Source organism: Dickeya parazeae Ech586, assembly GCF_000025065.1.
Taxonomy (GTDB): Bacteria; Pseudomonadota; Gammaproteobacteria; order Enterobacterales; family Enterobacteriaceae; genus Dickeya; species Dickeya zeae.
Window position 1 is genome coordinate 2,562,451 of record NC_013592.1, and the last position, 25,641, is coordinate 2,588,091.

23 protein-coding genes and 1 other annotated feature are annotated in these 25,641 nt (G+C 52.2%); of the genes, 16 read left to right on the forward strand and 7 right to left on the reverse strand.

Going from position 1 to position 25,641, the window contains the following annotated elements:
- Nucleotides 1-15 precede the first annotated feature (15 nt).
- Nucleotides 16-837 carry an SDR family oxidoreductase gene (locus DD586_RS11205; RefSeq protein ID WP_012884935.1) on the reverse strand — a complete coding sequence of 274 codons (822 nt, stop codon included), beginning with the start codon at nt 835-837 and terminating at the stop codon, nt 16-18.
- 195 nt (nt 838-1,032) lie between these two features.
- On the opposite strand from DD586_RS11205, the gene hisL reads away from it, so the two are divergent.
- From hisL to DD586_RS11250, 10 genes are all read left to right on the forward strand, one after another.
- Nucleotides 1,033-1,080, forward strand: a complete 48-nt coding sequence (hisL, locus tag DD586_RS22030) for a his operon leader peptide (protein WP_107768459.1) — start codon at nt 1,033-1,035, stop codon at nt 1,078-1,080.
- Nucleotides 1,056-1,176 (forward strand) — a sequence feature (His leader region). Its footprint overlaps the gene before it by 25 nt.
- 63 nt (nt 1,177-1,239) lie before the next feature.
- Nucleotides 1,240-2,139, forward strand: coding sequence for an ATP phosphoribosyltransferase (gene hisG, locus DD586_RS11210; RefSeq protein ID WP_012884936.1), 900 nt, complete (start codon nt 1,240-1,242; stop codon nt 2,137-2,139).
- 4 nt (nt 2,140-2,143) lie between these two features.
- On the forward strand, nt 2,144-3,454 hold the full coding sequence (gene hisD / locus DD586_RS11215) for a histidinol dehydrogenase (protein ID WP_012884937.1): 1,311 nt from the start codon (nt 2,144-2,146) through the stop codon (nt 3,452-3,454).
- Nucleotides 3,451-4,521, forward strand: coding sequence for a histidinol-phosphate transaminase (gene hisC / locus DD586_RS11220; RefSeq protein WP_012884938.1), 1,071 nt, complete (start codon nt 3,451-3,453; stop codon nt 4,519-4,521). The genes hisD and hisC overlap by 4 nt, the downstream gene beginning before the upstream one ends.
- A 14-nt stretch (nt 4,522-4,535) precedes the next feature.
- Nucleotides 4,536-5,603 carry a bifunctional histidinol-phosphatase/imidazoleglycerol-phosphate dehydratase HisB gene (gene hisB, locus DD586_RS11225; protein WP_012884939.1) on the forward strand — a complete coding sequence of 356 codons (1,068 nt, stop codon included), beginning with the start codon at nt 4,536-4,538 and terminating at the stop codon, nt 5,601-5,603.
- Entirely contained in the window at nt 5,603-6,193 is a 591-nt protein-coding gene (gene hisH, locus DD586_RS11230; protein WP_012884940.1) for an imidazole glycerol phosphate synthase subunit HisH, read from the forward strand. Before hisB ends, hisH begins: the two co-directional genes overlap by 1 nt.
- A gap of 6 nt (nt 6,194-6,199) precedes the next feature.
- Nucleotides 6,200-6,937: a 1-(5-phosphoribosyl)-5-[(5-phosphoribosylamino)methylideneamino]imidazole-4-carboxamide isomerase gene (hisA, locus tag DD586_RS11235; RefSeq protein WP_012884941.1), complete on the forward strand. Its 738-nt coding sequence runs from the start codon at nt 6,200-6,202 to the stop codon at nt 6,935-6,937.
- Nucleotides 6,919-7,695 (forward strand): imidazole glycerol phosphate synthase subunit HisF, encoded by a 777-nt coding sequence (gene hisF, locus DD586_RS11240; protein WP_012884942.1) that lies wholly within the window; start codon nt 6,919-6,921, stop codon nt 7,693-7,695. Before hisA ends, hisF begins: the two co-directional genes overlap by 19 nt.
- The gene (hisIE, locus tag DD586_RS11245) at nt 7,689-8,303 is read left to right on the forward strand and encodes a bifunctional phosphoribosyl-AMP cyclohydrolase/phosphoribosyl-ATP diphosphatase HisIE (RefSeq protein ID WP_012884943.1); all 615 of its coding nucleotides are present in this window, start codon (nt 7,689-7,691) and stop codon (nt 8,301-8,303) included. The genes hisF and hisIE overlap by 7 nt, the downstream gene beginning before the upstream one ends.
- Nucleotides 8,304-8,516: 213 nt before the next feature.
- The gene (locus DD586_RS11250) at nt 8,517-9,167 is read left to right on the forward strand and encodes a hypothetical protein (protein WP_012884944.1); all 651 of its coding nucleotides are present in this window, start codon (nt 8,517-8,519) and stop codon (nt 9,165-9,167) included.
- Nucleotides 9,168-9,343: 176 nt separating this feature from the next.
- Here DD586_RS11250 and ihfB read toward each other — a convergent pair whose 3' ends face one another.
- The 5 genes from ihfB to serC form a co-directional block, all read right to left on the reverse strand.
- Entirely contained in the window at nt 9,344-9,628 is a 285-nt protein-coding gene (gene ihfB, locus DD586_RS11255; RefSeq protein WP_012884945.1) for an integration host factor subunit beta, read from the reverse strand.
- Between the two features lie 89 nt (nt 9,629-9,717).
- A complete protein-coding gene (gene rpsA, locus DD586_RS11260; protein WP_041164946.1) occupies nt 9,718-11,391 on the reverse strand; it encodes a 30S ribosomal protein S1 in 1,674 nt (557 codons plus the stop codon).
- Between the two features lie 104 nt (nt 11,392-11,495).
- A complete protein-coding gene (cmk, locus tag DD586_RS11265) occupies nt 11,496-12,182 on the reverse strand; it encodes a (d)CMP kinase (RefSeq protein WP_012884947.1) in 687 nt (228 codons plus the stop codon).
- A 221-nt stretch (nt 12,183-12,403) separates the two neighbouring features.
- Nucleotides 12,404-13,693 (reverse strand): 3-phosphoshikimate 1-carboxyvinyltransferase, encoded by a 1,290-nt coding sequence (gene aroA, locus DD586_RS11270; RefSeq protein ID WP_012884948.1) that lies wholly within the window; start codon nt 13,691-13,693, stop codon nt 12,404-12,406.
- Between the two features lie 109 nt (nt 13,694-13,802).
- Complete coding sequence (gene serC / locus DD586_RS11275; RefSeq protein ID WP_012884949.1) at nt 13,803-14,888, reverse strand: 3-phosphoserine/phosphohydroxythreonine transaminase; 1,086 nt, start codon at nt 14,886-14,888, stop codon at nt 13,803-13,805.
- A gap of 264 nt (nt 14,889-15,152) precedes the next feature.
- On the opposite strand from serC, the gene ycaO reads away from it, so the two are divergent.
- The 6 genes from ycaO (at nt 15,153) to DD586_RS11310 (ending at nt 24,464) form a co-directional block, all read left to right on the forward strand.
- Complete coding sequence (gene ycaO / locus DD586_RS11280; RefSeq protein ID WP_012884950.1) at nt 15,153-16,916, forward strand: 30S ribosomal protein S12 methylthiotransferase accessory factor YcaO; 1,764 nt, start codon at nt 15,153-15,155, stop codon at nt 16,914-16,916.
- A 634-nt stretch (nt 16,917-17,550) separates the two neighbouring features.
- Complete coding sequence (focA, locus tag DD586_RS11285) at nt 17,551-18,408, forward strand: formate transporter FocA (RefSeq protein WP_012884951.1); 858 nt, start codon at nt 17,551-17,553, stop codon at nt 18,406-18,408.
- Nucleotides 18,409-18,464: 56 nt separating this feature from the next.
- The gene (gene pflB / locus DD586_RS11290) at nt 18,465-20,747 is read left to right on the forward strand and encodes a formate C-acetyltransferase (RefSeq protein ID WP_012884952.1); all 2,283 of its coding nucleotides are present in this window, start codon (nt 18,465-18,467) and stop codon (nt 20,745-20,747) included.
- Between the two features lie 303 nt (nt 20,748-21,050).
- Entirely contained in the window at nt 21,051-21,791 is a 741-nt protein-coding gene (gene pflA, locus DD586_RS11295) for a pyruvate formate lyase 1-activating protein (RefSeq protein WP_012884953.1), read from the forward strand.
- 254 nt (nt 21,792-22,045) lie between these two features.
- Nucleotides 22,046-23,157 (forward strand): IS3 family transposase gene (locus DD586_RS11305; RefSeq protein WP_095522536.1). Its coding sequence is split into 2 segments (ribosomal slippage): nt 22,046-22,307 and nt 22,307-23,157, totalling 1,113 coding nucleotides; the frame shifts between segments, so codons are not numbered across the junction.
- A gap of 377 nt (nt 23,158-23,534) precedes the next feature.
- On the forward strand, nt 23,535-24,464 hold the full coding sequence (locus DD586_RS11310; protein ID WP_012884955.1) for a LysR family transcriptional regulator: 930 nt from the start codon (nt 23,535-23,537) through the stop codon (nt 24,462-24,464).
- A gap of 22 nt (nt 24,465-24,486) precedes the next feature.
- Here the strand turns inward: DD586_RS11310 and DD586_RS11315 are convergent, their stop codons facing one another.
- The gene (locus DD586_RS11315) at nt 24,487-25,635 is read right to left on the reverse strand and encodes an MFS transporter (protein WP_012884956.1); all 1,149 of its coding nucleotides are present in this window, start codon (nt 25,633-25,635) and stop codon (nt 24,487-24,489) included.
- Between the last annotated feature and the right edge of the window lie 6 nt (nt 25,636-25,641).

Consider the following 25,641-nt stretch of genomic DNA (forward strand, 5'->3'; position numbering starts at 1 on the left):
ACAATCTGACTTACATTAAAACACCATCGTCATCGGGTCTGGATATTGATATTCGAACCCCAGTTCACTGCAAATTCGTTGTCCGTCGACCAGTCTCGCTTTCAGCGGATCGCCTGATAAAAACTCTGGCGGCTCCAGCCCCATGCGACGCGCCTGTTCCGGGTAGAAGTCCTGCTTCGCGGGGTGTCCCGGCGCGCACAGGTTATAGAGGTGTCCACCATGCGGGCGCTGCAACAGCAGCATGATGGCCCCAATGACATCCTCCAGATGGACCAGATTGACCCCATGACTGCCATCAGGCAGATCATGCCGACCGGCAAGGAAGCGCCCAGGATGGCGATGATTCCCCACCAATCCAGCCAATCGTAAAATATCCACTTCGGTATGAGGCAACGCATGCAGCCATTGCTCCAGTTCCTGTAGCACCTTACCGGTTCCGGTTTCCGGCTGTAATGGACTGTTTTCTCTCACCCTGCCGCTAACTGTACCGTAAACAGAAATAGAGCTGGTATACATAATGCGTGGTACGCCATGAGCCAGAGCGCTATCGACCACCTGCTGCACCGCCTGCAAATAAGCGCCGCCCGCACGCTCAACCCGGCCCGGTGGCAAGGTGATGATGAGTGCATCTACGTTCAAGAGTGCGTCCAGTTCGTCCGGCTCACACACCAGATCGGGCGTCAGGCACAGGCGATAACACTCCACACCGGACAAGCGTGCTGCTGTTACGCCATCATCGGTGCTTTTGCTCCCCACCACCCGATATCCCCGGCTCTGTAGCGCCAGCGCCAGTGGCATACCCAGCCAGCCAAGCCCGATTATCGCTATCTTTTTCATCGTCGTTCTCCTGACTTCCCGGCGTTGTTCTTCGGATGAATACTCTGCGTTTTTCATTATGTACCCTTATTGCCCATCTGGCGGCAATGTGATTTATACGCTGCAGGTAAAAAAATGTTGCGCTATCACATCAACATGGTTTAGGTTAACCAACAGACAACACCACTCTACGTTTACAAAAATAGAGACGAATTTATGTTACGCGTTAATTTCAACCACCATCATCACCATCACCCTGACTAGTCTTTCAGGCGATAGGTGCTGGAAGACACTCAAATCTTCCAGTGGCGGTAGACGCGTAAAAAGCCCCCGGAAGATCGATTCCGGGGGCTTTTTTTTGGCCGGAATTTTTTAAAAAAGCCTGCTTAACAGGCATCACAGACAGGATAAATTGAGGTTCACATGCTGGATAAAACACGTTTGCGTATTGCGATGCAGAAATCAGGCCGCCTGAGCGATGATTCCCGAGAATTACTGGCCCGCTGCGGTATCAAAATCAACCTGCATCAGCAACGTCTGATCGCCTTTGCCGAAAACATGCCTATCGATATTTTGCGTGTACGCGACGACGACATCCCTGGGCTGGTAATGGATGGCGTGGTTGACCTGGGGATTATCGGCGAAAACGTGCTGGAAGAAGAGTTGCTCAATCGCCGTGCTCAAGGGGAAGACCCGCGCTATTTCACCCTGCGCCGTCTGGACTTTGGTGGTTGCCGCCTGTCACTGGCGATGCCGCTTGATGAGGAATACACCGGTCCGCAATGTCTGCAAAACAAACGTATCGCCACCTCTTATCCACACTTGCTCAAGCAATACCTGGATAAACAAGGTGTTAACTTCAAATCCTGTCTGCTGAATGGCTCGGTAGAGGTCGCGCCGCGTGCGGGTCTGGCTGATGCTATTTGTGACCTGGTTTCAACGGGTGCGACGCTGGAAGCCAATGGTCTGCGTGAAGTCGAAGTCATTTATCGCTCCAAAGCCTGTCTGATTCAGCGTGACGGCGAGATGCCCGCAGAGAAACAGCAGTTGATCGACAAACTGTTAACTCGCATGCAAGGCGTTATTCAGGCGCGTGAATCCAAATACATCATGCTGCACGCGCCTAGCGAACGTCTGGATGAAGTGATCGCACTGCTGCCGGGTGCTGAACGTCCCACCATCCTGCCACTGGCTGGTGACCAGAACCGCGTCGCCATGCACATGGTTAGCAGCGAAACACTGTTCTGGGAAACCATGGAAAAACTGAAAGTGCTGGGCGCCAGCTCTATTCTGGTATTGCCGATTGAGAAGATGATGGAGTAATGCCATGAGCAACCGCTTCGATACCTTGATTGACTGGCAAGCCTGTACGCAAGAAGAACAGCGCCGGTTACTGACTCGCCCGGCAATCTCTGCCTCTGACCGTATCAGCACGATTGTGGGCGAGATTCTGGCTGCCGTGCGTAAAGATGGCGACACTGCGTTGCGCGACTACAGCGCCCGTTTCGACAAAGTTCAGGTCGACAGCCTGCGCGTATCCGCCGAGGCGATTGATGCCGCCGTTGCACGATTGGGCGATGATATCAAACAGGCGATGGCGAACGCCGTACGCAACATTGAAACCTTTCACAACGCACAAAAGCTGCCGCCAATCAGCGTAGAAACCCAACCCGGCGTACGTTGCCAACAGGTCACTCGCCCCATCGCCAGCGTCGGGTTGTATATTCCGGGGGGGTCCGCCCCGCTGCTCTCCACCGTACTGATGCTGGCAACCCCTGCTCGCATCGCTGGATGTCAGCGTGTGATTCTGTGCTCTCCGCCACCGATTGCCGATGAGATTTTGTATGCGGCAAAACTGTGCGGCGTGCAGGAAGTGTTCCAACTGGGTGGCGCACAAGCAATCGCAGCGATGGCGTTCGGCACCGATAGCGTACCGAAGGTCGATAAAATTTTTGGCCCGGGCAACGCTTATGTCACCGAAGCCAAGCGTCAGGTAAGCCAGTCGCTCGACGGTACGGCCATTGATATGCCAGCAGGTCCGTCCGAAGTGTTGGTGATTGCCGATAGCGGTGCCACGCCAGATTTCGTTGCCTCCGACCTGCTATCACAAGCCGAGCATGGCCCCGATTCGCAAGTGATTCTATTAACACCCGATGCCGCGATGGCACAAGCGGTAATCAATGCAGTAGAGCGTCAGTTGGCAACGCTGTCTCGCGCAGACATCGCCCGTCAGGCGCTAGCCAGCAGCCGGGTGATCATCGCGCGCGATCTCGATCAGTGTATCGACATCAGCAATCAGTATGGCCCGGAGCACCTGATTATTCAGACGCGTAACGCCGAAACACTGGTCGATCGCATCACCAGCGCCGGGTCGGTATTTTTAGGTGACTGGTCACCGGAATCTGCCGGTGATTATGCCTCTGGTACCAATCATGTGTTGCCGACCTACGGCTACACCGCCACCTACTCCAGCCTGGGACTGGCGGATTTCCAGAAGCGTATGACAGTACAACAGTTGTCGCCGCAAGGGTTGCTGGGACTGGCCTCAACCATTGAAATCATGGCGCAGGCCGAACAACTGACTGCCCACAAGAACGCCGTTACCCTGCGCGTCAGCACCCTTAAGGAGCAAGCATGAGTATTGAGAATCTGGCTCGTGACAATGTCCGCCGCCTGACCCCATATCAGTCCGCTCGCCGCCTGGGGGGAAAAGGTGACGTGTGGCTCAATGCCAATGAGTACCCACAAGCGCCGCAGTACCAACTGACATTGCAAACACTCAACCGTTACCCGGAATGTCAGCCCGCACAAGTCATTGAACGTTATGCGGCGTACGCCGGTGTTGCACCGGAGCAGGTACTGGTCAGCCGCGGTGCTGATGAAGGTATCGAGCTGTTAATCCGTGCGTTCTGCGAACCGGGTAAAGACGCGGTATTGTTCTGCCCGCCGACGTACGGTATGTACGCTGTCAGCGCAGAAACGCTGGGGGTGGAACGTCGTATCGTGCCTGCAACCACCGACTGGCAACTGGATTTAGCCGCTATTGCGGATGCGCTGGACAACGTCAAAGTGATTTACGTCTGTTCGCCTAACAATCCGACCGGCAATCTGATCAACCCGAACGATTTGCGTCAGTTGCTTGAACTGGCGCGCGGCCGCGCTATCGTCGCTATCGACGAAGCCTATATCGAGTTTTGTCCACAGGCGACAACGGCTGGCTGGCTCGCACAATACCCGCACCAGGTAGTGTTGCGCACACTGTCCAAGGCTTTCGCGCTGGCTGGTCTACGCTGCGGTTTTACTCTCGCCAGTGCCGAGGTTATCCAACTGCTGCTGAAAGTGATCGCCCCCTACCCGCTGGCGCTGCCGGTAGCGGATATCGCCGCACAGGCCCTGAGTGAAGACGGCATCGCGACCATGCGACGCAACGTAGCCGAACTCAGTGAGAATCGCCGCTGGCTAAGCGACTCGTTGCAAACGCTGCCGAACGTGGAAACGGTGTACGCCAGTGAAAGCAACTATCTGCTGGTGCGCTTTACCGATTCACCCGCCGTCTTCAAATCCTTATGGGATCAGGGCATTATTTTACGTGACCAGAACAAACAGCCGGGTCTGGCGGGTTGTCTGCGTATTTCTATCGGCACCCGCTACGAATGCGAGCGCGTCATCAACGCGTTGCAGGCACTGTCGGGCAAAACAGCATAATTTGAGGAATCACCGTGGGATTAAAGTATCTTTTCATCGACCGTGACGGCACGCTGATTGCCGAGCCGCCCGAGGATTACCAGGTTGATCGGCTGGATAAGCTGGCTTTAGAACCGGATGTTATTCCGTCACTGCTCACCCTGCAAAAAGCCGGTTTCAAACTGGTGATGATCACCAATCAGGATGGTTTAGGCACCAGCAGCTTCCCGCAGGAAGATTTCGATCCGCCGCACAACCTGATGATGCAAATTTTCACGTCGCAAGGTATTCGCTTCGAACGGGTATTGATTTGCCCACACTTCCCTGGCGATAACTGTGACTGTCGTAAACCCAAAACCGCGCTGGTCGATGCGTTTTTGAAAGACAACGTGATGGATAGCACCAACAGCTTCGTGATTGGCGACCGTGAAACCGATGTTCAACTGGCGCACAACATGGGCATTACCGGCCTGCGCTATCAGCGCGATGGTCTCAACTGGCAGGCGATCACCACCCAGTTAACCCAGCGCGATCGTCACGCCCACGTGAACCGTGTTACCCGTGAAACCGCTATTGATGTCAACGTGTGGCTGGATCGCGAAGGCGGCAGCAAGATCCACACCGGTGTCGGCTTTTTTGACCACATGCTGGACCAGATTGCCACCCACGGCGGTTTTCGTCTCAATATCGACGTAAAAGGCGACCTGTACATTGACGATCACCATACCGTGGAAGATACCGGGCTGGCACTAGGTGAAGCACTGAACAAGGCGCTGGGTGACAAACGCGGCATTGCCCGTTTCGGGTTTGTGTTGCCGATGGATGAATGCCTGGCGCGCTGTGCGCTCGATATCTCCGGCCGTCCGCATCTGGAATACAAAGCAGAGTTTAACTACCAACGTGTTGGGGATCTCAGTACCGAAATGGTCGAGCACTTCTTCCGCTCGCTCTCTTACGCGATGGGCTGCACCTTGCACCTGAAAACCAAAGGTCGTAACGATCACCATCGCGTCGAAAGCCTGTTCAAAGTCTTCGGCCGTGCACTGCGCCAGGCTATCCGGGTGGAAGGCGATACGCTGCCCAGCTCCAAAGGAGTGCTGTGATGAATGTGGTGATCCTGGATACTGGCTGCGCCAACCTGTCGTCCGTGATGTATGCGGTCAAGCGTCTGGGCTATGAGCCACAGGTCAGCCGCGAGCCGGAGGTGGTATTACGCGCCGATAAGCTGTTTCTACCGGGGGTGGGTACCGCACAAGCCGCAATGGACCAACTGGCTGAACGCCAGTTAATTGCTCTGATTAAAGCCTGTACCCAACCGGTACTGGGTATCTGCCTCGGCATGCAATTACTGGGTAGCCGTAGCGACGAAACCGGCGGTACCGACACACTGGGCATTATCGACACGCCGGTCGTGCAGATGGCAGATCACGGTCTGCCTTTGCCGCATATGGGCTGGAATCAGGTGACATCGCAAGCTGGTCACCGCCTGTTCCGCGATATTCCAGATGGCTCGTACTTTTATTTTGTACACAGTTACGCCATGCCGGTTTGCGCCAATACTATTGCCCAATCGCACTATGGTGATGCCTTCACCGCAGCAGTACAGAAGGATAACTTCTACGGCGTTCAGTTCCACCCGGAACGCTCTGGTGCAGCAGGTGCCCAGCTACTGAAGAATTTTCTGGAGATGTAAACGGACATGATTATTCCCGCATTAGACCTGATTGATGGACAGGTGGTCCGTTTGCATCAGGGTGATTATGGTCAGCAGCGTCAGTACGGCAGCGACCCGCTTCCCCGCCTGCAAGACTACCAACAGCAAGGGGCGCAGGTATTGCATCTGGTGGATTTGACCGGAGCCAAAGACCCAGCGGCACGTCAGATCCCATTGCTGAAAACACTGCTGGCCGGGGTTTCTGTACCGGTACAAGTTGGTGGCGGCATTCGTACTGAACAAGATGTAGAAGCGCTGTTGGCGGCAGGTGCCAGTCGTGTGGTTATCGGCTCAACAGCGGTAAAGCAGCCTGAGCTAGTGCAGCAATGGTTCGCCCGCTACGGTGCTGACGCACTGGTACTGGCGCTGGATGTGCGCATTGACATCAATGGTGTGAAAAACATCGCCATCAGCGGCTGGCAGGAAAACTCCGGCATCACGCTGGAGCAAACGGTGGAACGCTACCTGCCCTTCGGTCTGAAACACGTGCTCTGTACTGATATCTCCCGCGATGGCACATTGCAGGGCTCTAACGTCGAGCTCTATCGCGAAATCAGTGCTCGCTATCCACAGGTCGCTTTTCAGGCGTCTGGCGGTATCGGTTCACTGTCAGATATTGCTGCGCTGCGTGCTAGTGGCGTGCGTGGTGTTATCGTCGGCCGCGCCTTGCTGGAAGGTAAATTCAACGTGACGGAGGCGATTTCATGCTGGCAAAACGGATAATCCCCTGTCTGGACGTGCGTGACGGCCAGGTCGTCAAAGGCGTACAGTTTCGCAATCATGAGATTATTGGTGATATCGTGCCCCTGGCTCAACGCTACGCACAAGAAGGCGCAGATGAACTGGTGTTTTATGATATCACCGCGTCATCAGACGGCCGAGTGGTGGATAAAAGCTGGGTTTCTCGCGTGGCGGAAGTGATCGATATTCCATTTTGCGTTGCGGGTGGTATCAAAAGTGTCGAAGATGCCGGGCAAATTCTGTCTTTTGGTGCGGATAAAATCTCTATCAACTCACCCGCATTGGCAGACCCAGCGCTAATTTCACGTCTGGCCGACCGTTATGGCGTACAATGCATCGTCGTCGGCATCGATACCTGGCATGATGCCGAAACCGGCCGTTATCATGTCAATCAATACACCGGCGATGAAAAGCGCACCCGCGTCACGCAATGGGAAACCCTTGACTGGGTGCAAGAAGTGCAGAAACGCGGTGCTGGTGAGATCGTGCTGAATATGATGAATCAGGATGGGGTGCGCAACGGTTATGACCTGACGCAACTGCGGCAGGTGCGCGATGTCTGCCAGGTACCGTTAATCGCCTCTGGCGGTGCCGGTACCTGGCAGCATTTTCTTGATGCATTTCAGGATGCCGGGGTGGATGGCGCATTGGCAGCATCGGTATTCCATAAGCAAATTATCAATATTGGCGAACTCAAGCAGTTCCTTAAGCAACAAGGCGTGGAGATCCGGGTGTGTTAACCGAACAACAACAAAGCCAGCTCGACTGGCAAAAAACCGATGGCATGATGCCTGCCATCGTACAGCATGCCGTTTCCGGCGAAGTACTGATGCTGGGTTACATGACCCAGGATGCGCTGCAGGTTACGCAAGAGACCGGTCACGTCACCTTCTACTCCCGCACCAAGCAGCGTTTGTGGACCAAAGGGGAATCGTCCGGTCACTTTCTCAACGTGGTCTCGATCACGCCGGATTGCGACAACGATACGCTGTTAATTCTGGTCAATCCGGTCGGCCCGACCTGCCATCTCGGCAACACCAGTTGCTTCCATCCGGCTGAGACACAGTGGCAATTCTTGTACCAGTTGGAGCAGCTGTTGGCAGAGCGTAAGCATGCAGACCCGACCAGTTCCTATACCGCCAGGCTTTACGCCAGCGGCACTAAGCGCATCGCCCAGAAGGTCGGTGAGGAAGGACTGGAAACCGCGCTGGCAGCCACGGTGCACGACCGCGAAGAATTGACCAACGAAGCCTCTGATCTGATCTATCACCTGCTGGTGCTGTTGCAGGATCAAGAACTGGATTTAGGAACCATTATCCAGCGCTTAAAAGAGCGCCATACCAAGTAATCTTCCCAGCCCGTTTTAGCGTTATTAAAACGGGCTTCTCCTCATTCCTCTGGCATCGCCGCTTCTGACGGCATCTACCCGCAATTCAGCCAAGTATCCTCAAGCTCACTTTATTTACCCTGCCCTTAATGTGCACTTCACACCACAAGGCGATGACGACAAGCCCTGTGGTGTGAGGATTCTGTTTATATCACTGACTCATAAGGGCAAACGATGAAATTTACCAATAGCCGCGTTAAACCGTTAAGTATTCTGGCGACAACAGTGGTACTGTCCTCTCAGCCGTCACAGGCCACCTCATCTGAGGTGGAAAACGTACTTAAACGCAATGGATTAGACAACACACAAATTATGACGCTTTACCGTAATGGTGAGTTAAGCGTAAAAGAAGATACACAGCTTCACACACTGACACTGGTCAATAAGGCGGTAGTCGAGACGCCACAGAGTACAACCCGTACCGCCAAATACTGGTATCACGCCATGCCACTAGCGGAATATCGCACCTTTGAAGCCAACGGATTAACCGCGTTACCTTGCACACAGCAATATACGGATTGCAAGCTGACGCTGGAGTACTCTTATACCCAGAAATCGTTATCCAAAGAAAAAGCCGGTATTCTGATTCAATTCAGTACACCGAAAGAAGGATGGCTCTATGAAAACTTTGTCACACGCCATCATTGCCCTGTCAAACAAGAAGGTGGTGGCAGCTTTATTTTAGGTGAAAAAGGTAAGGCAGCCGTAGCCAGCGGTGAATGCGACAAGGAATACCAAGGTATGGGGCTGGGTAATGTATTCAACAATTACCTGAAGCAAAAGAGTGTAACCCCGATTATCGCTTATGTATTACTGACGAAATAAGGCATATCAAGCGCACTCCCTGAGGGAAAGTAACGTCCCATAGTGGTCAGTGAGAGCTTTAGTATTCCTCTTCAAGCTACAGGCGCAAATAACAGCAACAGGCTGTTTCATTAGACAAAAAAATAGCACCCAATTAATTGGGTGCTATCTATCAAACAGGCGTTACGACTGACTACTCAGCCATAAATGTTAGCGCGATCGCGCAATTCCTTACCCGGTTTGAAATGAGGAACATATTTGCCTTCCAGTTCCACTTTCTCACCCGTTTTCGGATTACGCCCCACACGCGGTGCACGGTAGTGGAGTGAAAAACTGCCAAACCCACGGATTTCGATGCGATCACCGCTGGCCAGTGTTGTGGCCATCTGTTCCAGCATCTCCTTCACGGCATCCTCAACCACCTTGGCCGGGATATGAGATTGCTGTCCAGCAAGTCTTTCGATAAGTTCAGACTTGGTCATGATTCCTCCAAGCATGTGGTCAGTAAATGCCACGTTAACTTACTACCGTTTGAGGTCAGGCAGCAAGTCGGCTGCCCAACCCACCGTCATTACTCGCCTTTTGCAGCTTTGAACGCTTCAGCCATGGCGTTAGAGAAGTTACCTTCTTCCTGTTTGTTGTTAACAGAAGCGATGGCATCTTTCTCGTCAGCTTCATCCTTAGCACGGATGGACAGGCTAACAACGCGGTTTTTACGATCAACGCCAGTGTATTTGGCTTCGATCTCATCACCCACGTTCAGAACCAGGGTAGCGTCTTCGATACGGTCACGAGAGGCTTCAGAAGCACGCAGGTAACCTTCAACGCCGTCAGCTAATTCAACTGTAGCACCTTTGGCATCAACTGCAGTGACTTTACCTGTAACAATCGCACCTTTCTTGTTAACAGACAGGTAGTTGTTGAACGGGTCTTCAGCCAGTTGTTTCACGCCCAGGGAGATACGCTCACGCTCTGCATCAACCTGCAGAACAACAGCGGCGATTTCGTCACCTTTCTTGTATTCGCGAACGGCTTCTTCGCCAGCCACGTTCCAGGAAATGTCAGACAGGTGCACCAGACCATCGATGCCGCCGTCCAGACCGATGAAGATACCGAAATCAGTGATGGACTTGATCTTGCCTTCTACGCGGTCACCCTTGTTATGGGTTTCAGCGAACTGCTGCCACGGGTTGGCTTTGCACTGTTTCAGGCCCAGAGAGATACGACGACGTTCTTCGTCAATATCCAGAACCATAACTTCCACCACGTCGCCCACGTTAACCACTTTGGACGGATGGATGTTCTTGTTGGTCCAATCCATTTCGGATACGTGTACCAGACCTTCAACGCCTTCTTCGATTTCTACGAAGCAGCCATAATCAGTCAGGTTGGTTACACGACCGGTCAGCTTGGTGCCTTCCGGATAACGTTTAGCGATAGCGACCCACGGATCTTCGCCCAGTTGTTTCAGGCCCAGAGAAACGCGAGTACGTTCGCGGTCGAACTTCAGCACTTTAACAGTGATTTCGTCGCCCACATTGACGATTTCGCTCGGGTGCTTAACGCGTTTCCACGCCATATCTGTGATGTGCAGCAGGCCGTCAACGCCGCCCAGGTCAACGAATGCGCCGTAGTCAGTGAGGTTCTTAACGATACCTTTGACTTCCATGCCTTCCTGCAGGTTTTCCAGCAGTTGATCACGTTCAGCACTGTTTTCAGACTCGATAACAGCACGACGCGAAACGACGACGTTATTGCGTTTCTGGTCCAGCTTGATCACTTTGAACTCAAGCTCTTTGCCTTCCAGATGCAGGGTGTCACGTACCGGGCGAACATCAACCAGAGAACCTGGCAGGAACGCACGAATACCGTTCAGCTCGACAGTGAAGCCGCCTTTTACTTTACCGTTGATAACACCGGTAACAGTGGCCGCTTCTTCGTAAGCTTTTTCCAGCATCAGCCATGCTTCGTGACGTTTAGCTTTTTCACGGGACAGCAGGGTTTCACCGAAGCCGTCTTCTACCGCATCCAGAGCTACGTCAACTTCATCACCAACCTGGATTTCAATTTCACCCTGGGCGTTTTTAAACTGTTCTACCGGAATGGCAGATTCAGATTTCAGGCCGGCATCAACCAGGACTACGTCCTTGTCAATAGCAACGACAACGCCACGAACGATGGAACCCGGACGGGTTTCGATTTCTTTCAGGGATTCTTCAAAGAGTTGAGCAAAAGATTCAGTCATGTTGATAATCTTTGGGTTTTCAAATTTAACGTCCACCTGACATCCTGCCCGATGGGGTTGTTTCACATCCCCGAGGCATCCTTGCGGCGGGGTAAGAAATATAATCAGGACAATTGAGGCAATACCTGACGAACATACGCCAGAGCCTGCTTGACCACTTCGTCCAACGTCATGTGCGTGGAATCGAGCACCAGTGCATCCGGTGCCGGCACCAACGGTGCAACCGAACGGTTACGATCGCGATCATCACGCTCTTTAATCTCGGACAAAAGACGTTCAAAGTTAACATTAAAGCCTTTCGCCTGCAACTGGAGCATGCGACGTTTAGCGCGTTCCTCTGCACTGGCATCCAGAAATATCTTCACCGGCGCATCAGGAAAAACCACTGTTCCCATGTCGCGGCCATCAGCAATCAGCCCTGGCGAATCACGAAACGCGCGCTGGCGGCGTAATAACGCTTCACGTACTCGTGGGAATACCGCCGCCTGCGACGCTGTATTGCCAACCTCCTGAGTGCGGATCTCATTGCTGACATCTTCGCCTTCAAGAATCACTTTAAGTTGCCCATCTTCCGGCACAAATTGCACATCCAGGTGCGATGCTATCGGCACTAACGCCTCTTCAGACGTGATATCAACCTGGTGGTGCAACGCCGCCAACGCCAGCACGCGATAAATCGCGCCGGAATCCAGCAGATTCCATTGCAGTGCATTAGCCAGCGCTTTACACAAGGTCCCCTTGCCAGCACCACCGGGTCCGTCGACCGTAATTACCGGTGCAGTCACCGCCATTTCTCACTCCTTTAAAACCGGGAAATCGCCTGTCATTGCAGACAACATTCATACAGATAATACATGTCGCCATTATACCTTGCTGTGGCAGCAAGCGTGAGATTAAAGGCTTATTACTGCAGAAAATCGGGCAAATATTGTGATACCCAGAGTATAACGCTAAATAATAACGCACAGAGCTCTACTGGCAGATCAGTCCAGCCACTCCGTGCGTTAACGCATTAGCCGTGTTGGCTCAAACGTTCCAGTTGCTGGAAATAATCCGGGAACGTTTTGGCGGTGCATTTAGGGTCAAGGATAGTGACAGGCGTATCTGATAACGCCACCAGAGAGAAGCACATCGCCATGCGGTGGTCATTGTAGGTCCCGATTTCTGCGGCCTTTAGCTGCTTCGGCGGCGTAATACGAATGTAATCATGCCCCTCTTCCACTTCGGCACCGACTTTACGCAGTTCTGTCGCCATCGCCGCCAGACGATCCGTTTCTTTTACGCGCCAGTTGTAGATATTGCGCAGCGTCGTTGTTCCCCCTTCAGCGAACAACGCAGCGGTAGCAATGGTCATCGCCGCATCCGGAATATGGTTCATGTCCATATCAATCGCATGCAACTCACCACGCTGGCATTCGATATAGGCATCCCCCCAACGAACCTGCGCGCCCATTTTCTCCAGCACATCGGCAAAACGGATGTCCCCTTGCACACTGTTGCGACCAACGCCAGTCACACGTACCGTTCCGCCCCGAATAGCGGCAGCCGCCAGGAAATAGGAAGCAGACGAGGCATCACCTTCCACCAGATAATGCCCTGGTGATTGGTAATGCTGATTACCGGCAACCACAAACGTCTGGTAATTATTATTGGTAACCGTAATACCAAAGGTTTGCATCATATGCAGGGTAATGTCGATATAGGGTTTGGAAACCAGATCGCCCTTGATGGTGATCTGCGTATCCTGTACTGCCAGCGGTGCTGTCATCAGCAGTGCAGTCAGAAACTGGCTTGATACAGAACCATCTACGCTAATTTCGCCGCCCTGAAAGCCCCCCCGCAAACGCAACGGCGGGTAGTTTTCCTGCTCCAGATAATCGATACGAGCGCCGCCCTGGCGTAACGCATCCACCAAATGGCCGATCGGTCGCTCTTTCATGCGCGGCTCACCAGTCAGCACGATATCGCCATCTGTCAGGCATAGCGCTGCCGCCAGTGGACGCATCGCCGTTCCGGCATTTCCCAAAAACAACTCCAGTGGTGCAGACGCAGTGAACGCACCGCCCAGTCCCACAATGTCACACTCCGTACGACTGGCAGACAAATGATATTCAACGCCCAGAGCACTCAGGGCATTGAGCATATGGCGCACATCATCGCTATCCAGCAGATTAGTCAGCCGCGTTGTCCCTTTCGCCAACGCCGCTAACAGCAAAGCGCGGTTAGACACACTTTTAGAACCCGGCAAATTAATAGTGCCGTCAATTAATGAGATCGGTTGTAGGGTCAGGGATTCCTGCATGTGAAACATGTTCTCCAAAAGTTTACATAAAAACCCCGGCCAGATAACCGGGGTTTTAAATAAAAAACAGCACGCTATCGCGCTCTATTTATTACGTTTTATCACGTTATCAGCCGTGACGGCGCTCGAAGTCTGCCATGAACTCCGTCAGTGCTTCTACACCACTCAGCGGCATAGCATTGTAGATAGATGCACGCATACCGCCCACAACACGATGGCCTTTCAGCGCATGCAACCCGGCAGCCTGAGCTTCCTGCAGGAATACCGGATCCAACGCGGCATCGGCCAACTGAAATGGCACGTTCATACGCGAACGGCTGCCCGGGACAACATCATTACGATAAAAATCGCTGCCATCAATGGCGGAATACAGCAGATCGGCCTTCGCCTGATTGCGTTTTTCCATCTCCAAAAGGCCACCCTGCTCTTTCAGCCACTTGAACACCATGCCGGATAGATACCAGGCAAATGTCGGCGGCGTGTTAAACATGGAGTCGTTATCAGCCAGAATTTTGTAATCCAGAATCGACGGCAATTCACGGCGAGCCTTGCCGAGCAGGTCATCCCGCACAATAACCAGCGTCAGGCCAGCTGGCCCTACGTTTTTCTGTGCACCAGCATAAATGACGCCGTAACGGCTCACATCCAGCGGACGCGACAAAATACTGGAAGAGTAGTCCGCCACCACAATTTTATCGCCAAAATCCGGCTCTTCTTCGATGGCCAGACCGTCGATAGTTTCATTCGGGCAGTAGTGCACGTAAGCGGCATCATCCGACAGCGCCCATTCGCTCATCGGTTTAACACCGCGCAGACCATCAACGCGGGTTTTCACGTCAATAACGGTCGGTGTGAGATATTTCTCAGCTTCTTTAACCGCGCTGTGCGCCCAGTACCCGCCATCAATATAATCCGCGTGGGTTTTCTCTCCCAGCAGGTTGAGCGGAACCGCCGCAAACTGGGCACGGGCACCACCATGACAGAACAAGACCTTGTAATTCGAGGGGATTTTCAGCAAATCACGCAAATCCTGTTCAGATTCGCTGGCCACCTGCATGAATTCTTTGCTGCGGTGGCTGATCTCCATCACCGAGGTACCCAAACCGCGCCAGTTGCACAGTTCTTGTTCTGCTCGACGTAATACTTCTACCGGTAACATGGCCGGACCAGCACTAAAATTAAAAACCTGAGTCATTTCCCTTCACCACATATCAATAGCGACCTGTCTACGTCGCATCAGTTTACCTTGCTATCGGTTTTATCATTCGTCTTTCTTGCCTGCAACGCTTATTGCCCTGATGTCTGAAAACTTGCGTACTCCCCCGCCAGTTACCGTTTATGTTATGTCAACGTTGCATCGTCACCGGGAAGCGCCGCGCAATACACAACATGCGGGATAGAGTCAGTACACAAAACCACGTATGATGCAGCCTCCTCATCACATATTCAGGTTCGAACCATGACCCAAACGTTTATCCCAGGCAAAGACGCCGCCCTGGAAGATTCCATCGCCCGTTTTCAACAACAACTCCTCGACCTGGGGTTTAACATCGAAGAAGCCTCCTGGCTGAACCCGGTGCCCAACGTCTGGTCGGTACATATCCGCGACCGCGACTGCGCACTGTGCTTCACCAATGGCAAAGGCGCTACCCGAAAAGCGGCGCTGGCTTCCGCATTGGGTGAGTACTTCGAACGTCTGTCCACCAACTACTTTTTTGCTGATTTCTATCTGGGACAGCACATCGCCAAAGGTGACTTCGTACATTACCCCGACGAGAAGTGGTTTCCGCTTCCTGAAGATGACAGCCTGCCGGAAGGCATTCTGGATGAGCGGTTACACGCTTTCTACGACCCGGAGCAGCAACTGGTCGCCAGCGATCTTATCGATCTGCAATCCGGCAACCACGATCGTGGTATCTGCGCCCTGCCATTTACCCGCCAGTCTGACCAGCAGACGGTTTACATCCCGATGAACATCATCGGTAATTTGTACGTGTCGAACGGTATGTCGGCAGGCAATACCCGCAATGAAGCACGTGTTCAGGGGTTGTCAGAAGTATTCGAACGTTATGTGAAGAACCGTATTATCGCCGAGTCCATCAGCCTGCCATCGATCCCGGCTGAAGTGTTATCACGTTACCCTGGCGTCGTGGAAGCCATTGCCACACTGGAACAGGAAGGCTTTCCAATATTTGCCTATGATGCCTCACTCGGCGGTCAGTATCCGGTTATCTGCGTCGTGCTGTTCAACCCGGCTAATGGCACCTGCTTTGCGTCATTCGGCGCACACCCAGATTTTGGCGTAGCGCTTGAGAGGACCGTGACCGAATTGCTGCAGGGCCGTGGGCTGAAAGATCTGGACGTGTTCACGCCGCCGACATTCGATAATGAGGAAGTTGCCGAACACACCAATCTGGAAACCCATTTTATCGATTCCAGCGGTCTTATCTCCTGGGATTTGTTTAAAAATCAATCAGATTATGACTTCGCCGACTGGGATTTCAGCGGCACTACCGAACAAGAATTCGCGACACTGATGGCCATCTTCAACAAAGAAGATAAAGAAGTGTATATCGCGGATTATGAACATCTCTCAGTGTATGCCTGCCGTATTCTGGTGCCGGGCATGTCGGATATCTATCCGGCAGAAGATCTGCTGCTGGCAAACAACAGTATGGGTGTGCATCTGCGCGAAACACTACTGTCCTTGCCGGATAGCCAGTGGGAAAAAGAAGACTATCTGGCATTACTGCAGCAGTTTGACGATGAAGGCCTGGATGATTTTACCCGTGTGCGCGAATTGCTAGGCATAGCAACCGGTAAAGACAACGGCTGGTTCACATTGCGTATTGGCGAGCTGAAATCCATGCTGGCACTGGCAGGCGGCGATCTGGAGCAAGCACTGAGCTGGGCCGAATGGTCACTGGATTTCAACCAGTCGGTCTTCTCTGCGGCGCGCGGTAATTATTACCGTTGCCTGCAAACATTGCTGCAACTGGCTCTGGAACCTGAACGAGACCCTGCTCAATACTACGATGCCTTTGTCCGTATGTACGGCCAGGATGCCGTCGATGCTGCCAGTGCGGCGATTGCCGGCGAGCAATGCTTCTATGGCTTGTTCACCGTTGATGCCGATTTGAAAGCACTGCCCGCTCATCAGTCGCTGCTGGCAGCCTATGAAAAATTGCAGCGCGCTAAACGTGCACACTGGCAGGTGAAGTAAGCATTATCGCAGCAGACCGGATGACGCTATCGTTATCCGGTTGCTGTTTGCGACACAGGCCACAACGTATCAGACAGGCTATGCGTTTACACCCACAAGTTGACTTGCAAAATAACGCACTCACATGTTGAACAACACCACGAACTGGTATGCAAATCGAAGCCTATTGATAGGCAAGTAAGCGCGCCAACACCGTTGCAACGTGCGGAATGACAGGGATATGACCTATTTTTATGCCAGTTCATCTGCCCTGCCAATCTATAGTCGCCCAATATACCGATTAACCACATATTTTTTATGGTTAATTTGAAGTGCACCGAAATGACTTTTATAAATTCGTTATTGTTATCGAATGGTAAATGGCAAATTAAATAATATAAACTTGAAATATGATATCACTACAAAGACTTATTTTATTTAACGTCATACGGGCTAATTTCAACCCATAATTCAACTGTTTTGATAATTTTTAAAAAAAATTTTCTGCATAAAAAACAATATGATATGCGTTAAATCACTCCAAAACCTCCTCCTGATCAGCCTAATAAATTCCAGCGGTATGATCCACGTCAAATTATGGCGAATAACCCTTTGTTAGTATCTCACCGTAGATAATTTTTAAGAGAGAGTTAGTGTGAAAGCTGACAACCCCTTCACCTTGTTATTACCACCGGCGATGGCGAAAGTCGCAGAAGATGCCGGTGTGTATAAAGCAACAAAACAACCGCTTACTACGTTTTTTCTGGCGATCACTGCTGGCGTATTTATTTCAATCGCCTTCGTCTTTTATATCACGGCTACCACCGGTTCCTCATCCATGCCGTATGGGATGGCTAAACTGGTAGGAGGCATCTGCTTCTCCCTAGGGTTGATGCTAGTGGTTGTCTGCGGTGCTGATTTGTTCACATCGACAGTGCTGATTGTTATCGCTAAAGCTAGCGGGCGTATTACCTGGAAACAGCTAGGATTAAATTGGCTCAATGTCTATGTCGGCAACCTGATTGGCGCGTTGTTTTTCGTTGCGTTGATGTGGTTTTCCGGTGAGCACATGGTGGCAAATGGTGCCTGGGGCCTGAATGTACTGCAAACAGCTAACCACAAACTGGAACATACGTTTGTTGAAGCGTTATGTCTTGGGATACTGGCAAACCTGATGGTCTGCCTGGCTGTTTGGATGAGCTATTCTGGCCGTACGCTGACTGACAAAATGCTGGCAATGATTCTGCCTGTCGCGATGTTCGTCGCCAGCGGTTTCGAGCACAGTATCGCCAACATGTTCATGATCCCGATGGGGATTGTGGTTAAGAATTTCGCTCCAGAAACTTTCTGGCACGCCATCAGCATGACGCCGGGCCAGTTTGAACACTTGACCATCAGCAACTTTATTGTCGACAACCTGATTCCTGTCACGATCGGCAACATTATTGGTGGTGGACTGCTGGTAGGCTTGACCTATTGGGTCATTTATTTGCGCGGTGGGGATCAGCACTAAGCTGCTGTCGGCCGCAACGTCGGGTTATAAAAATCCAAATCAAAGGTAGGTGTAATATGACCGAACTTAATCAGAAACTCGCCCAGGCTTGGGAAGGTTTTAGCAAAGGCGAATGGCAGAATGGCGTCAACGTACGTGACTTCATTCAGAAAAACTACACGCCGTATGAAGGTGACGAAACCTTCCTGGCCGGTGCTACCCCGGCAACCAGCTCCCTGTGGGACAAGGTAATGGAAGGCATCAAGCAGGAAAACCGTACCCATGCGCCGGTTGATTTCGATACCGACGTTGCTGCCACCATCACTTCTCACGATGCCGGCTATATCAATAAAGGCCTGGAAAAAATCGTTGGTCTGCAGACTGATGCTCCGCTGAAACGTGCGATTATCCCGTTCGGTGGTATCAAAATGGTTGAAGGTTCCTGTGAAGTTTACGGTCGTAAACTGGATCCGCAACTGAAAAAAATCTTCACTGACTACCGCAAAACCCACAACCAGGGTGTGTTCGACGTTTATACTCCGGACATCCTGCGCTGCCGTAAATCCGGTGTATTGACCGGTCTGCCTGACGCATACGGCCGTGGTCGTATCATCGGTGACTACCGCCGTGTTGCGCTGTACGGTATCGACTACCTGATGGCAGACAAATTCGCCCAGTTCACTTCTCTGCAATCCAAACTGGAAAACGGTGAAGATCTGGAAGCGACCATCCGTCTGCGTGAAGAAATTGCCGACCAGCACCGCGCACTGGGTCAGATCAAAGAAATGGCTGCCAAATACGGTTGCGACATTTCCGGTCCGGCAACAAACGCTCAGGAAGCCGTACAGTGGACCTACTTCGGTTATCTGGCTGCGGTTAAATCTCAGAACGGCGCAGCAATGTCCTTCGGTCGTGTATCCACATTCCTGGATGTCTACATCGAGCGCGATCTGAAAGCAGGTAAAATCACCGAACAGGAAGCCCAGGAACTGGTCGACCACCTGGTGATGAAACTGCGTATGGTGCGTTTCCTGCGTACCCCGGAATACGATGAACTGTTCTCCGGCGACCCGATTTGGGCAACGGAATCTCTGGCTGGTATGGGTCTGGATGGCCGTACGCTGGTTACCAAAAACAGCTTCCGTTTCCTGAACACCCTGTACACCATGGGGCCGTCTCCGGAACCGAACATGACCATCCTGTGGTCTGAAAAACTGCCGCTGAACTTCAAGAAATTCGCCGCTAAAGTGTCTATCGATACCTCTTCTCTGCAGTACGAGAACGATGATCTGATGCGTCCGGACTTCAACAACGACGATTACGCTATCGCTTGCTGTGTAAGCCCGATGGTTGTCGGTAAACAAATGCAGTTCTTCGGTGCTCGCGCTAACCTGGCGAAAACCATGCTGTACGCTATCAACGGCGGTGTCGACGAAAAACTGAAAATGCAGGTTGGCCCGAAATCCGAACCGATCAAAAGCGATGTGCTGAACTTTGACGAAGTGATGGAACGTATGGATCACTTCATGGACTGGCTGGCTAAACAGTACGTTACCGCGCTGAACATCATCCACTACATGCACGACAAATACAGCTACGAAGCATCGCTGATGGCTCTGCATGACCGTGACGTGTTCCGTACTATGGCATGTGGTATCGCAGGTCTGTCTGTTGCAGCTGACTCCCTGTCTGCCATCAAATATGCCAAAGTCAAACCGGTTCGTGACGAAAATGGTCTGGCTGTAGACTTTAACATCGAAGGCGAATACCCGCAGTTCGGTAACAACGACCCGCGTGTTGATGACCTGGCTTGTGACCTGGTTGAACGTTTCATGAAGAAAATTCAGAAACTGAATACCTACCGTGGCGCTACCCCGACTCAGTCCGTACTGACCATCACCTCCAACGTGGTATACGGTAAGAAAACCGGTAACACTCCGGATGGTCGTCGCGCTGGTGCACCGTTCGGACCGGGTGCTAACCCGATGCACGGTCGTGACCAGAAAGGTGCCGTTGCCTCTCTGACTTCAGTCGCTAAACTGCCGTTCGCCTACGCAAAAGATGGTATCTCTTATACCTTCTCTATCGTGCCGAACGCACTGGGTAAAGACGATGACGTGCGTAAAACCAACCTGGCAGGTTTGATGGATGGTTACTTCCACCACGAAGCGTCTATCGAAGGTGGTCAGCACCTGAACGTCAACGTGATGAACCGTGAAATGCTGCTCGACGCGATGGAAAACCCGGAAAAATATCCGCAGTTGACCATCCGTGTATCAGGTTACGCCGTTCGCTTTAACTCGCTGACTAAAGAACAGCAGCAAGACGTTATTACCCGTACTTTCACTCAGTCCATGTAATTACATGTCTGTCTGAAAAGGCGTAAACTAAAGGCTCCACATCGGTGGGGCCTTTTTATAACGGGTATCCAGCTCGCTTTCTTTGTGGGCCGCCGCAGCGGCGCTAAAGATTTCTTCCGGAAATTTTTTCACCACTCCTGCCGAAATAAATCAGAACCTGTTTTGTCAGCCTGCTCTCATCGGCTGGCAGGCTGACAAAACAGATTCGACGCCGAACAGCGTGGTGTAGCCCTCCGTGCTACCCTGTTGTTACTGCGCTCATTGCAGGCCGTTATTTCCCGGCCCAACCTGGAGAAACCTCGCATGTCAGTTATTGGTCGCATTCACTCTTTCGAATCCTGTGGCACCGTAGACGGCCCCGGTATTCGCTTCATCACCTTTTTCCAGGGGTGTTTGATGCGTTGCCTCTACTGTCACAATCGTGATACCTGGGATACCCACGGCGGTAAGGAAATCACGGTGGAAGAGTTGATGAAGGAAGTGGTGACCTATCGCCATTTTATGAATGCGTCCGGCGGTGGAGTAACGGCATCAGGCGGTGAGGCTATTCTGCAGGCTGAATTCGTGCGCGACTGGTTCCGTGCCTGTCATGAGCAAGGGATTAATACCTGTCTGGATACCAACGGTTTTGTGCGGCGCTACGACCCGGTGATTGACGAACTGCTGGATGCCACCGACCTGGTTATGTTGGATCTCAAGCAGCTTAACGACGAAATACACCAAAATCTGGTAGGGGTATCCAATCACCGTACTCTGGATTTCGCTCGCTATCTTGCTAAACGCAACCAACGTACCTGGATTCGTTATGTGGTGGTACCTGGCTGGAGTGATGACGATGCCTCCGCTCATTTGCTGGGCGAGTTTACCCAAGGAATGAGTAATATCGAGAAGATCGAGCTATTGCCCTACCACGAATTAGGCAAGCACAAATGGACAGCGATGGGCGAGGAATACAAGCTGGATGGCGTGAAGCCACCTAAAGCCGACACAATGGATCGCGTGAAGTCCATTCTGACCAGTTACGGCCACAAGGTGGTGTATTAATCGGTAAACACCACCGTTCAAGACAGGGATAACCATCCTGCCTTGCTGACCAGCCAGAGTGCGTCATCTGCTGACTCACTCTGGCTGGCAATCGCCACCATGTCCCTCTTTCCCCATTCGCTGACCTATCCAGCTTGCATCGCCAGCAAGCACCGCAATATTCCTCGCTCATCATGTAAGTATCCCGGTAAACCGAACCATTCACTTTTAGAGATCTTCCGACATACTGATTATGTCCCGTTGAGGAGATCGCCATGCGTAAAGCCCGATTCACCGAACACCAGATCATTGCCGTTCTGAAGTCCGTCGAAGCCGGACGTACCGTTAAGGATGTCTGCCGTGAAGCCGGTATTTCTGAAGCCAGCTATTACAACTGGAAAGCGAAGTTTGGCGGTATGGAAGCCTCTGATATCAAAAAGATGAAAGAGCTGGAGGACGAAAACCGGCGTCTGAAACAGATGTTTGCCGATCTGAGCCTTGAGAATCGGGCATTAAAAGACGTCATCGAAAAAAAGCTTTAAAACCAGCGATAAAGCGTGAGCTCGTCAGTTATCTGACCGCGCAGTTTACGATGAGCATACGCCAGGCATGCAGGACGTTATCGCTGAGCAGGACGGTATTTCGTTATCAGCCGGATACGCAACGTGATGAGCCGGTGATTATGGCACTGACCGCAGCAGCTGAACGCTATCCGCGATATGGATTTAAAAAGCTTTTTCAGGTGCTTCGCAGGCAGGGCAATATCTGGAACCATAAAAGAGTTCACCGGATTTACTGCCTGCTGAAACTGAATTTTCGCCGTAAGGGAAAGCAACGTCTGCCGGTGCGTAACCCCGCACCGCTGGTGACGCCGGAAGCACTTAACCAGAGCTGGTCGATAGATTTTATGCATGATGCGCTGGTCTGTGGCAGGCGCTTTCGGACCTTTAATGTGGTAGATGACTTTAACCGCGAGGCTCTCGCGATAGAAATCGACCTGAATATCCCGGCGCAGCAGGTAGTCAGAGTACTGGACAGGATCGTGGCAAACCGTGGTTATCCGCTGAAACTGCGGATGGACAATGGCCCAGAGCTAATATCACTGACTCTGGCGCAGTGGGCTGAAGAGCATGGCGTGATGCTGGAATTTATCAAACCGGGAAAACCCACGCAAAATGCCTTCATCGAACGTTTTAACCGGACATACCGGACAGAGATACTGGATTTTTATCTGTTCAGAACATTGAATGAAGCACGGGAAATCACAGAGCGCTGGCTGACGGAATACAACAGCGAGCGGCCTCATGAATCCCTGAATAACCTGACGCCGGAAGAATACCGGCTGATGACTGAAAAACCGGATATCTCAAAAAGTGCATGGAACTAAAACGGGTGTGCTTACAATCACGTGTCACAATCCGAAGCAAGCGCGCGCTATAAAAATAAAGCATGATAACGACCATGTGACAGAGAGCAGCGCGCCACTCAATGAGACAATCTGGAGAAACTCAGGGCACCGTGCATCATCACACTGTGGGGCGTCTACTCGCTACTGATAAAGCGGGAGGTATACACCACAGAAAAAAGACATTGAACACAATGGACTGCGTTCAATGCGAATTGAACCAGCTTATACCCAAAGTAATCACACCCCAGGACAAGCGCTGGCCCACATCGATGCTCGCACGACGCGAGAATAAAGTGATACCGCCAGTACGTCTGCAACCTGAATTACGCTGGGTATTTGTGTTTCAGGGACACACTATGCGGCTCGATAAACTGGAAATTCGTTGGTTGAAACTATTCTGTAAGATTGTTGAGAATAAAGGTATCACCAATGCACAGGACGCCACTGGTCTGAGTCAGCCGGTACTAAGTCACTACCTGTCACGACTAGAAGATACACTAGGGCTCATTCTGTGTGAGCGCGGCCGTGGTGGGTTTTCGCTCACCACAGAAGGCGAACTGGTTTATCAGGAAGCGCGTTCGGTTATCGCAACACTAGATGATTTTGCCAACCGACTGGCTCGTATCAAACATGAGCTGATTGGTGAGGTGCGACTGGGCTGTCTGGATAATATTGTCTCTCATCCAGAGCAAGCCGTTCCGCTGGCCATACGCCGCTTACTTGAGTTGAGCCCCGATGCATCAATGAACCTCTACGTTAGCGACCATCAGTCGCTGATGGAACGGCTGCGCAACGGTGAACTGGATGTCGTGTTGACCGTCCTGCCAGACGATGTGCTACCCGATATTTTCTTCCAGCCAGCCTTTATTGAACACAGCTCATTTTATGCTGCTGCGGAACACGCTGAACGCATTGAACAGGAATGGCGTGACGGCACCCTTAATCCGAAGCGGTTATTGGTTGGCGGCTATGCCATGAACGATATTTGCAAACAACTTGGAGCCGTGGCTAAACAAGGACAACAAAACATTGCCTGTAGCGAGGAAGGTTGCATGCTACTGATTTTAGCCGGCACCCACGTGGGTTTTCTTCCGGACCATTATGCCTCACGCTGGGTACAGGAAGGCGTGCTGACGGCCATTGCGCCGGAAAACCTGCAACTTAACAGTATTTTTTATCTGGTGCGCAACGCCAGACAGCGGTTAAGCCCGGTGGCTGAAGTCCTGTGGAACAACATTGCCGAAATCGGGCGACTCTCGCCAGCATATCGTCGACGCCGACAGTAAGTCAGTCAGCACGGGAGTTACCTCATACCGCCAGCGGTCGGGGGTGATGGTCGGCTTTTTTCAGCAGAATAATCAAATACCCCAGCGATACCGCTGCAATCAGCACAAACAGTAGCTGGTCGGAATAGGTCTGCATCAGCATGGCGGCAAGACTCGGTCCGCACAGGCTGCCAATGGTGTAACTGAGCAATAATGCCTGATTCATGGCGACCAGTTCATTGGGCGCCACCTTCTCGCAAGCCCAAGACATCGCCACCGGATAAAGGGTAAACCCGGCAGCGCCAAGCAAAAACAGTGACGACGCCATGCTATATCGCCCCGGAAGCAGTATCGCCAGCGAGCCGAGGATCACGGCAAACACCAGCACCCGCAGCACCAGCAATCTACCGTAGCGATCCGCCATCCGCCCGACGGGCCACTGCCCGAGAATGCCCGCGCTGATTAATAACGCCATCCAGTAACCGACGCTGGCATCACTCATCCCCTGATGAGCCAGATACAGCGGCATCAAGCCGTACAACGATCCCAGAATGATCCCGGAAATGACACACCCTTGAATCCCCAGCCGGGCGGTACGATAACGTAACATCCGCCAGACGTTGACACGGTGCGTAACGGGCTGAGGGGGTGGGATGCGGGCAAACAGTAATGGCAGTGCAGCCAGCAGCACCAACGCCACCAGCCAGGGCAGAATACTGAACAGTGCGGTAGACACCATGCTCAGGAGCAACTGCCCAACAACGCTGCCCAAATAGTAGGCCATCATGTACGCAGCCAGCAGTTGCCCTCGATTGAGCGCATTACCGCTGCACAGCAGCGCGCTTTCTACTACGACCCAAATCAGCGCACAGGCAATCCCGGCAACAAAGCGCCACAGAATCCAGCTCCCGATGTCCGGCGATAATGCTAACGCCGCCGTCGCACCGCCAAACATCAGTACGGCCAGATAGTAACTGCGATTAAAACCGCCGTATCGAATTAGCCTGCCTGCCACCAACGTACCGACCAAATTCCCACTGAAATAGGCTGACCCTACAACGCCTACCTGCCAGACCGGCAATTGACGATCATTAAGCCATAACGGCACCAGCGTATTTAACACTGCCAGGCAAACAGTAAGCAGCAACAGCCCACAGAGCAACAGCAGAACCGGGCGTGTATAGGTTGACATGGAAAG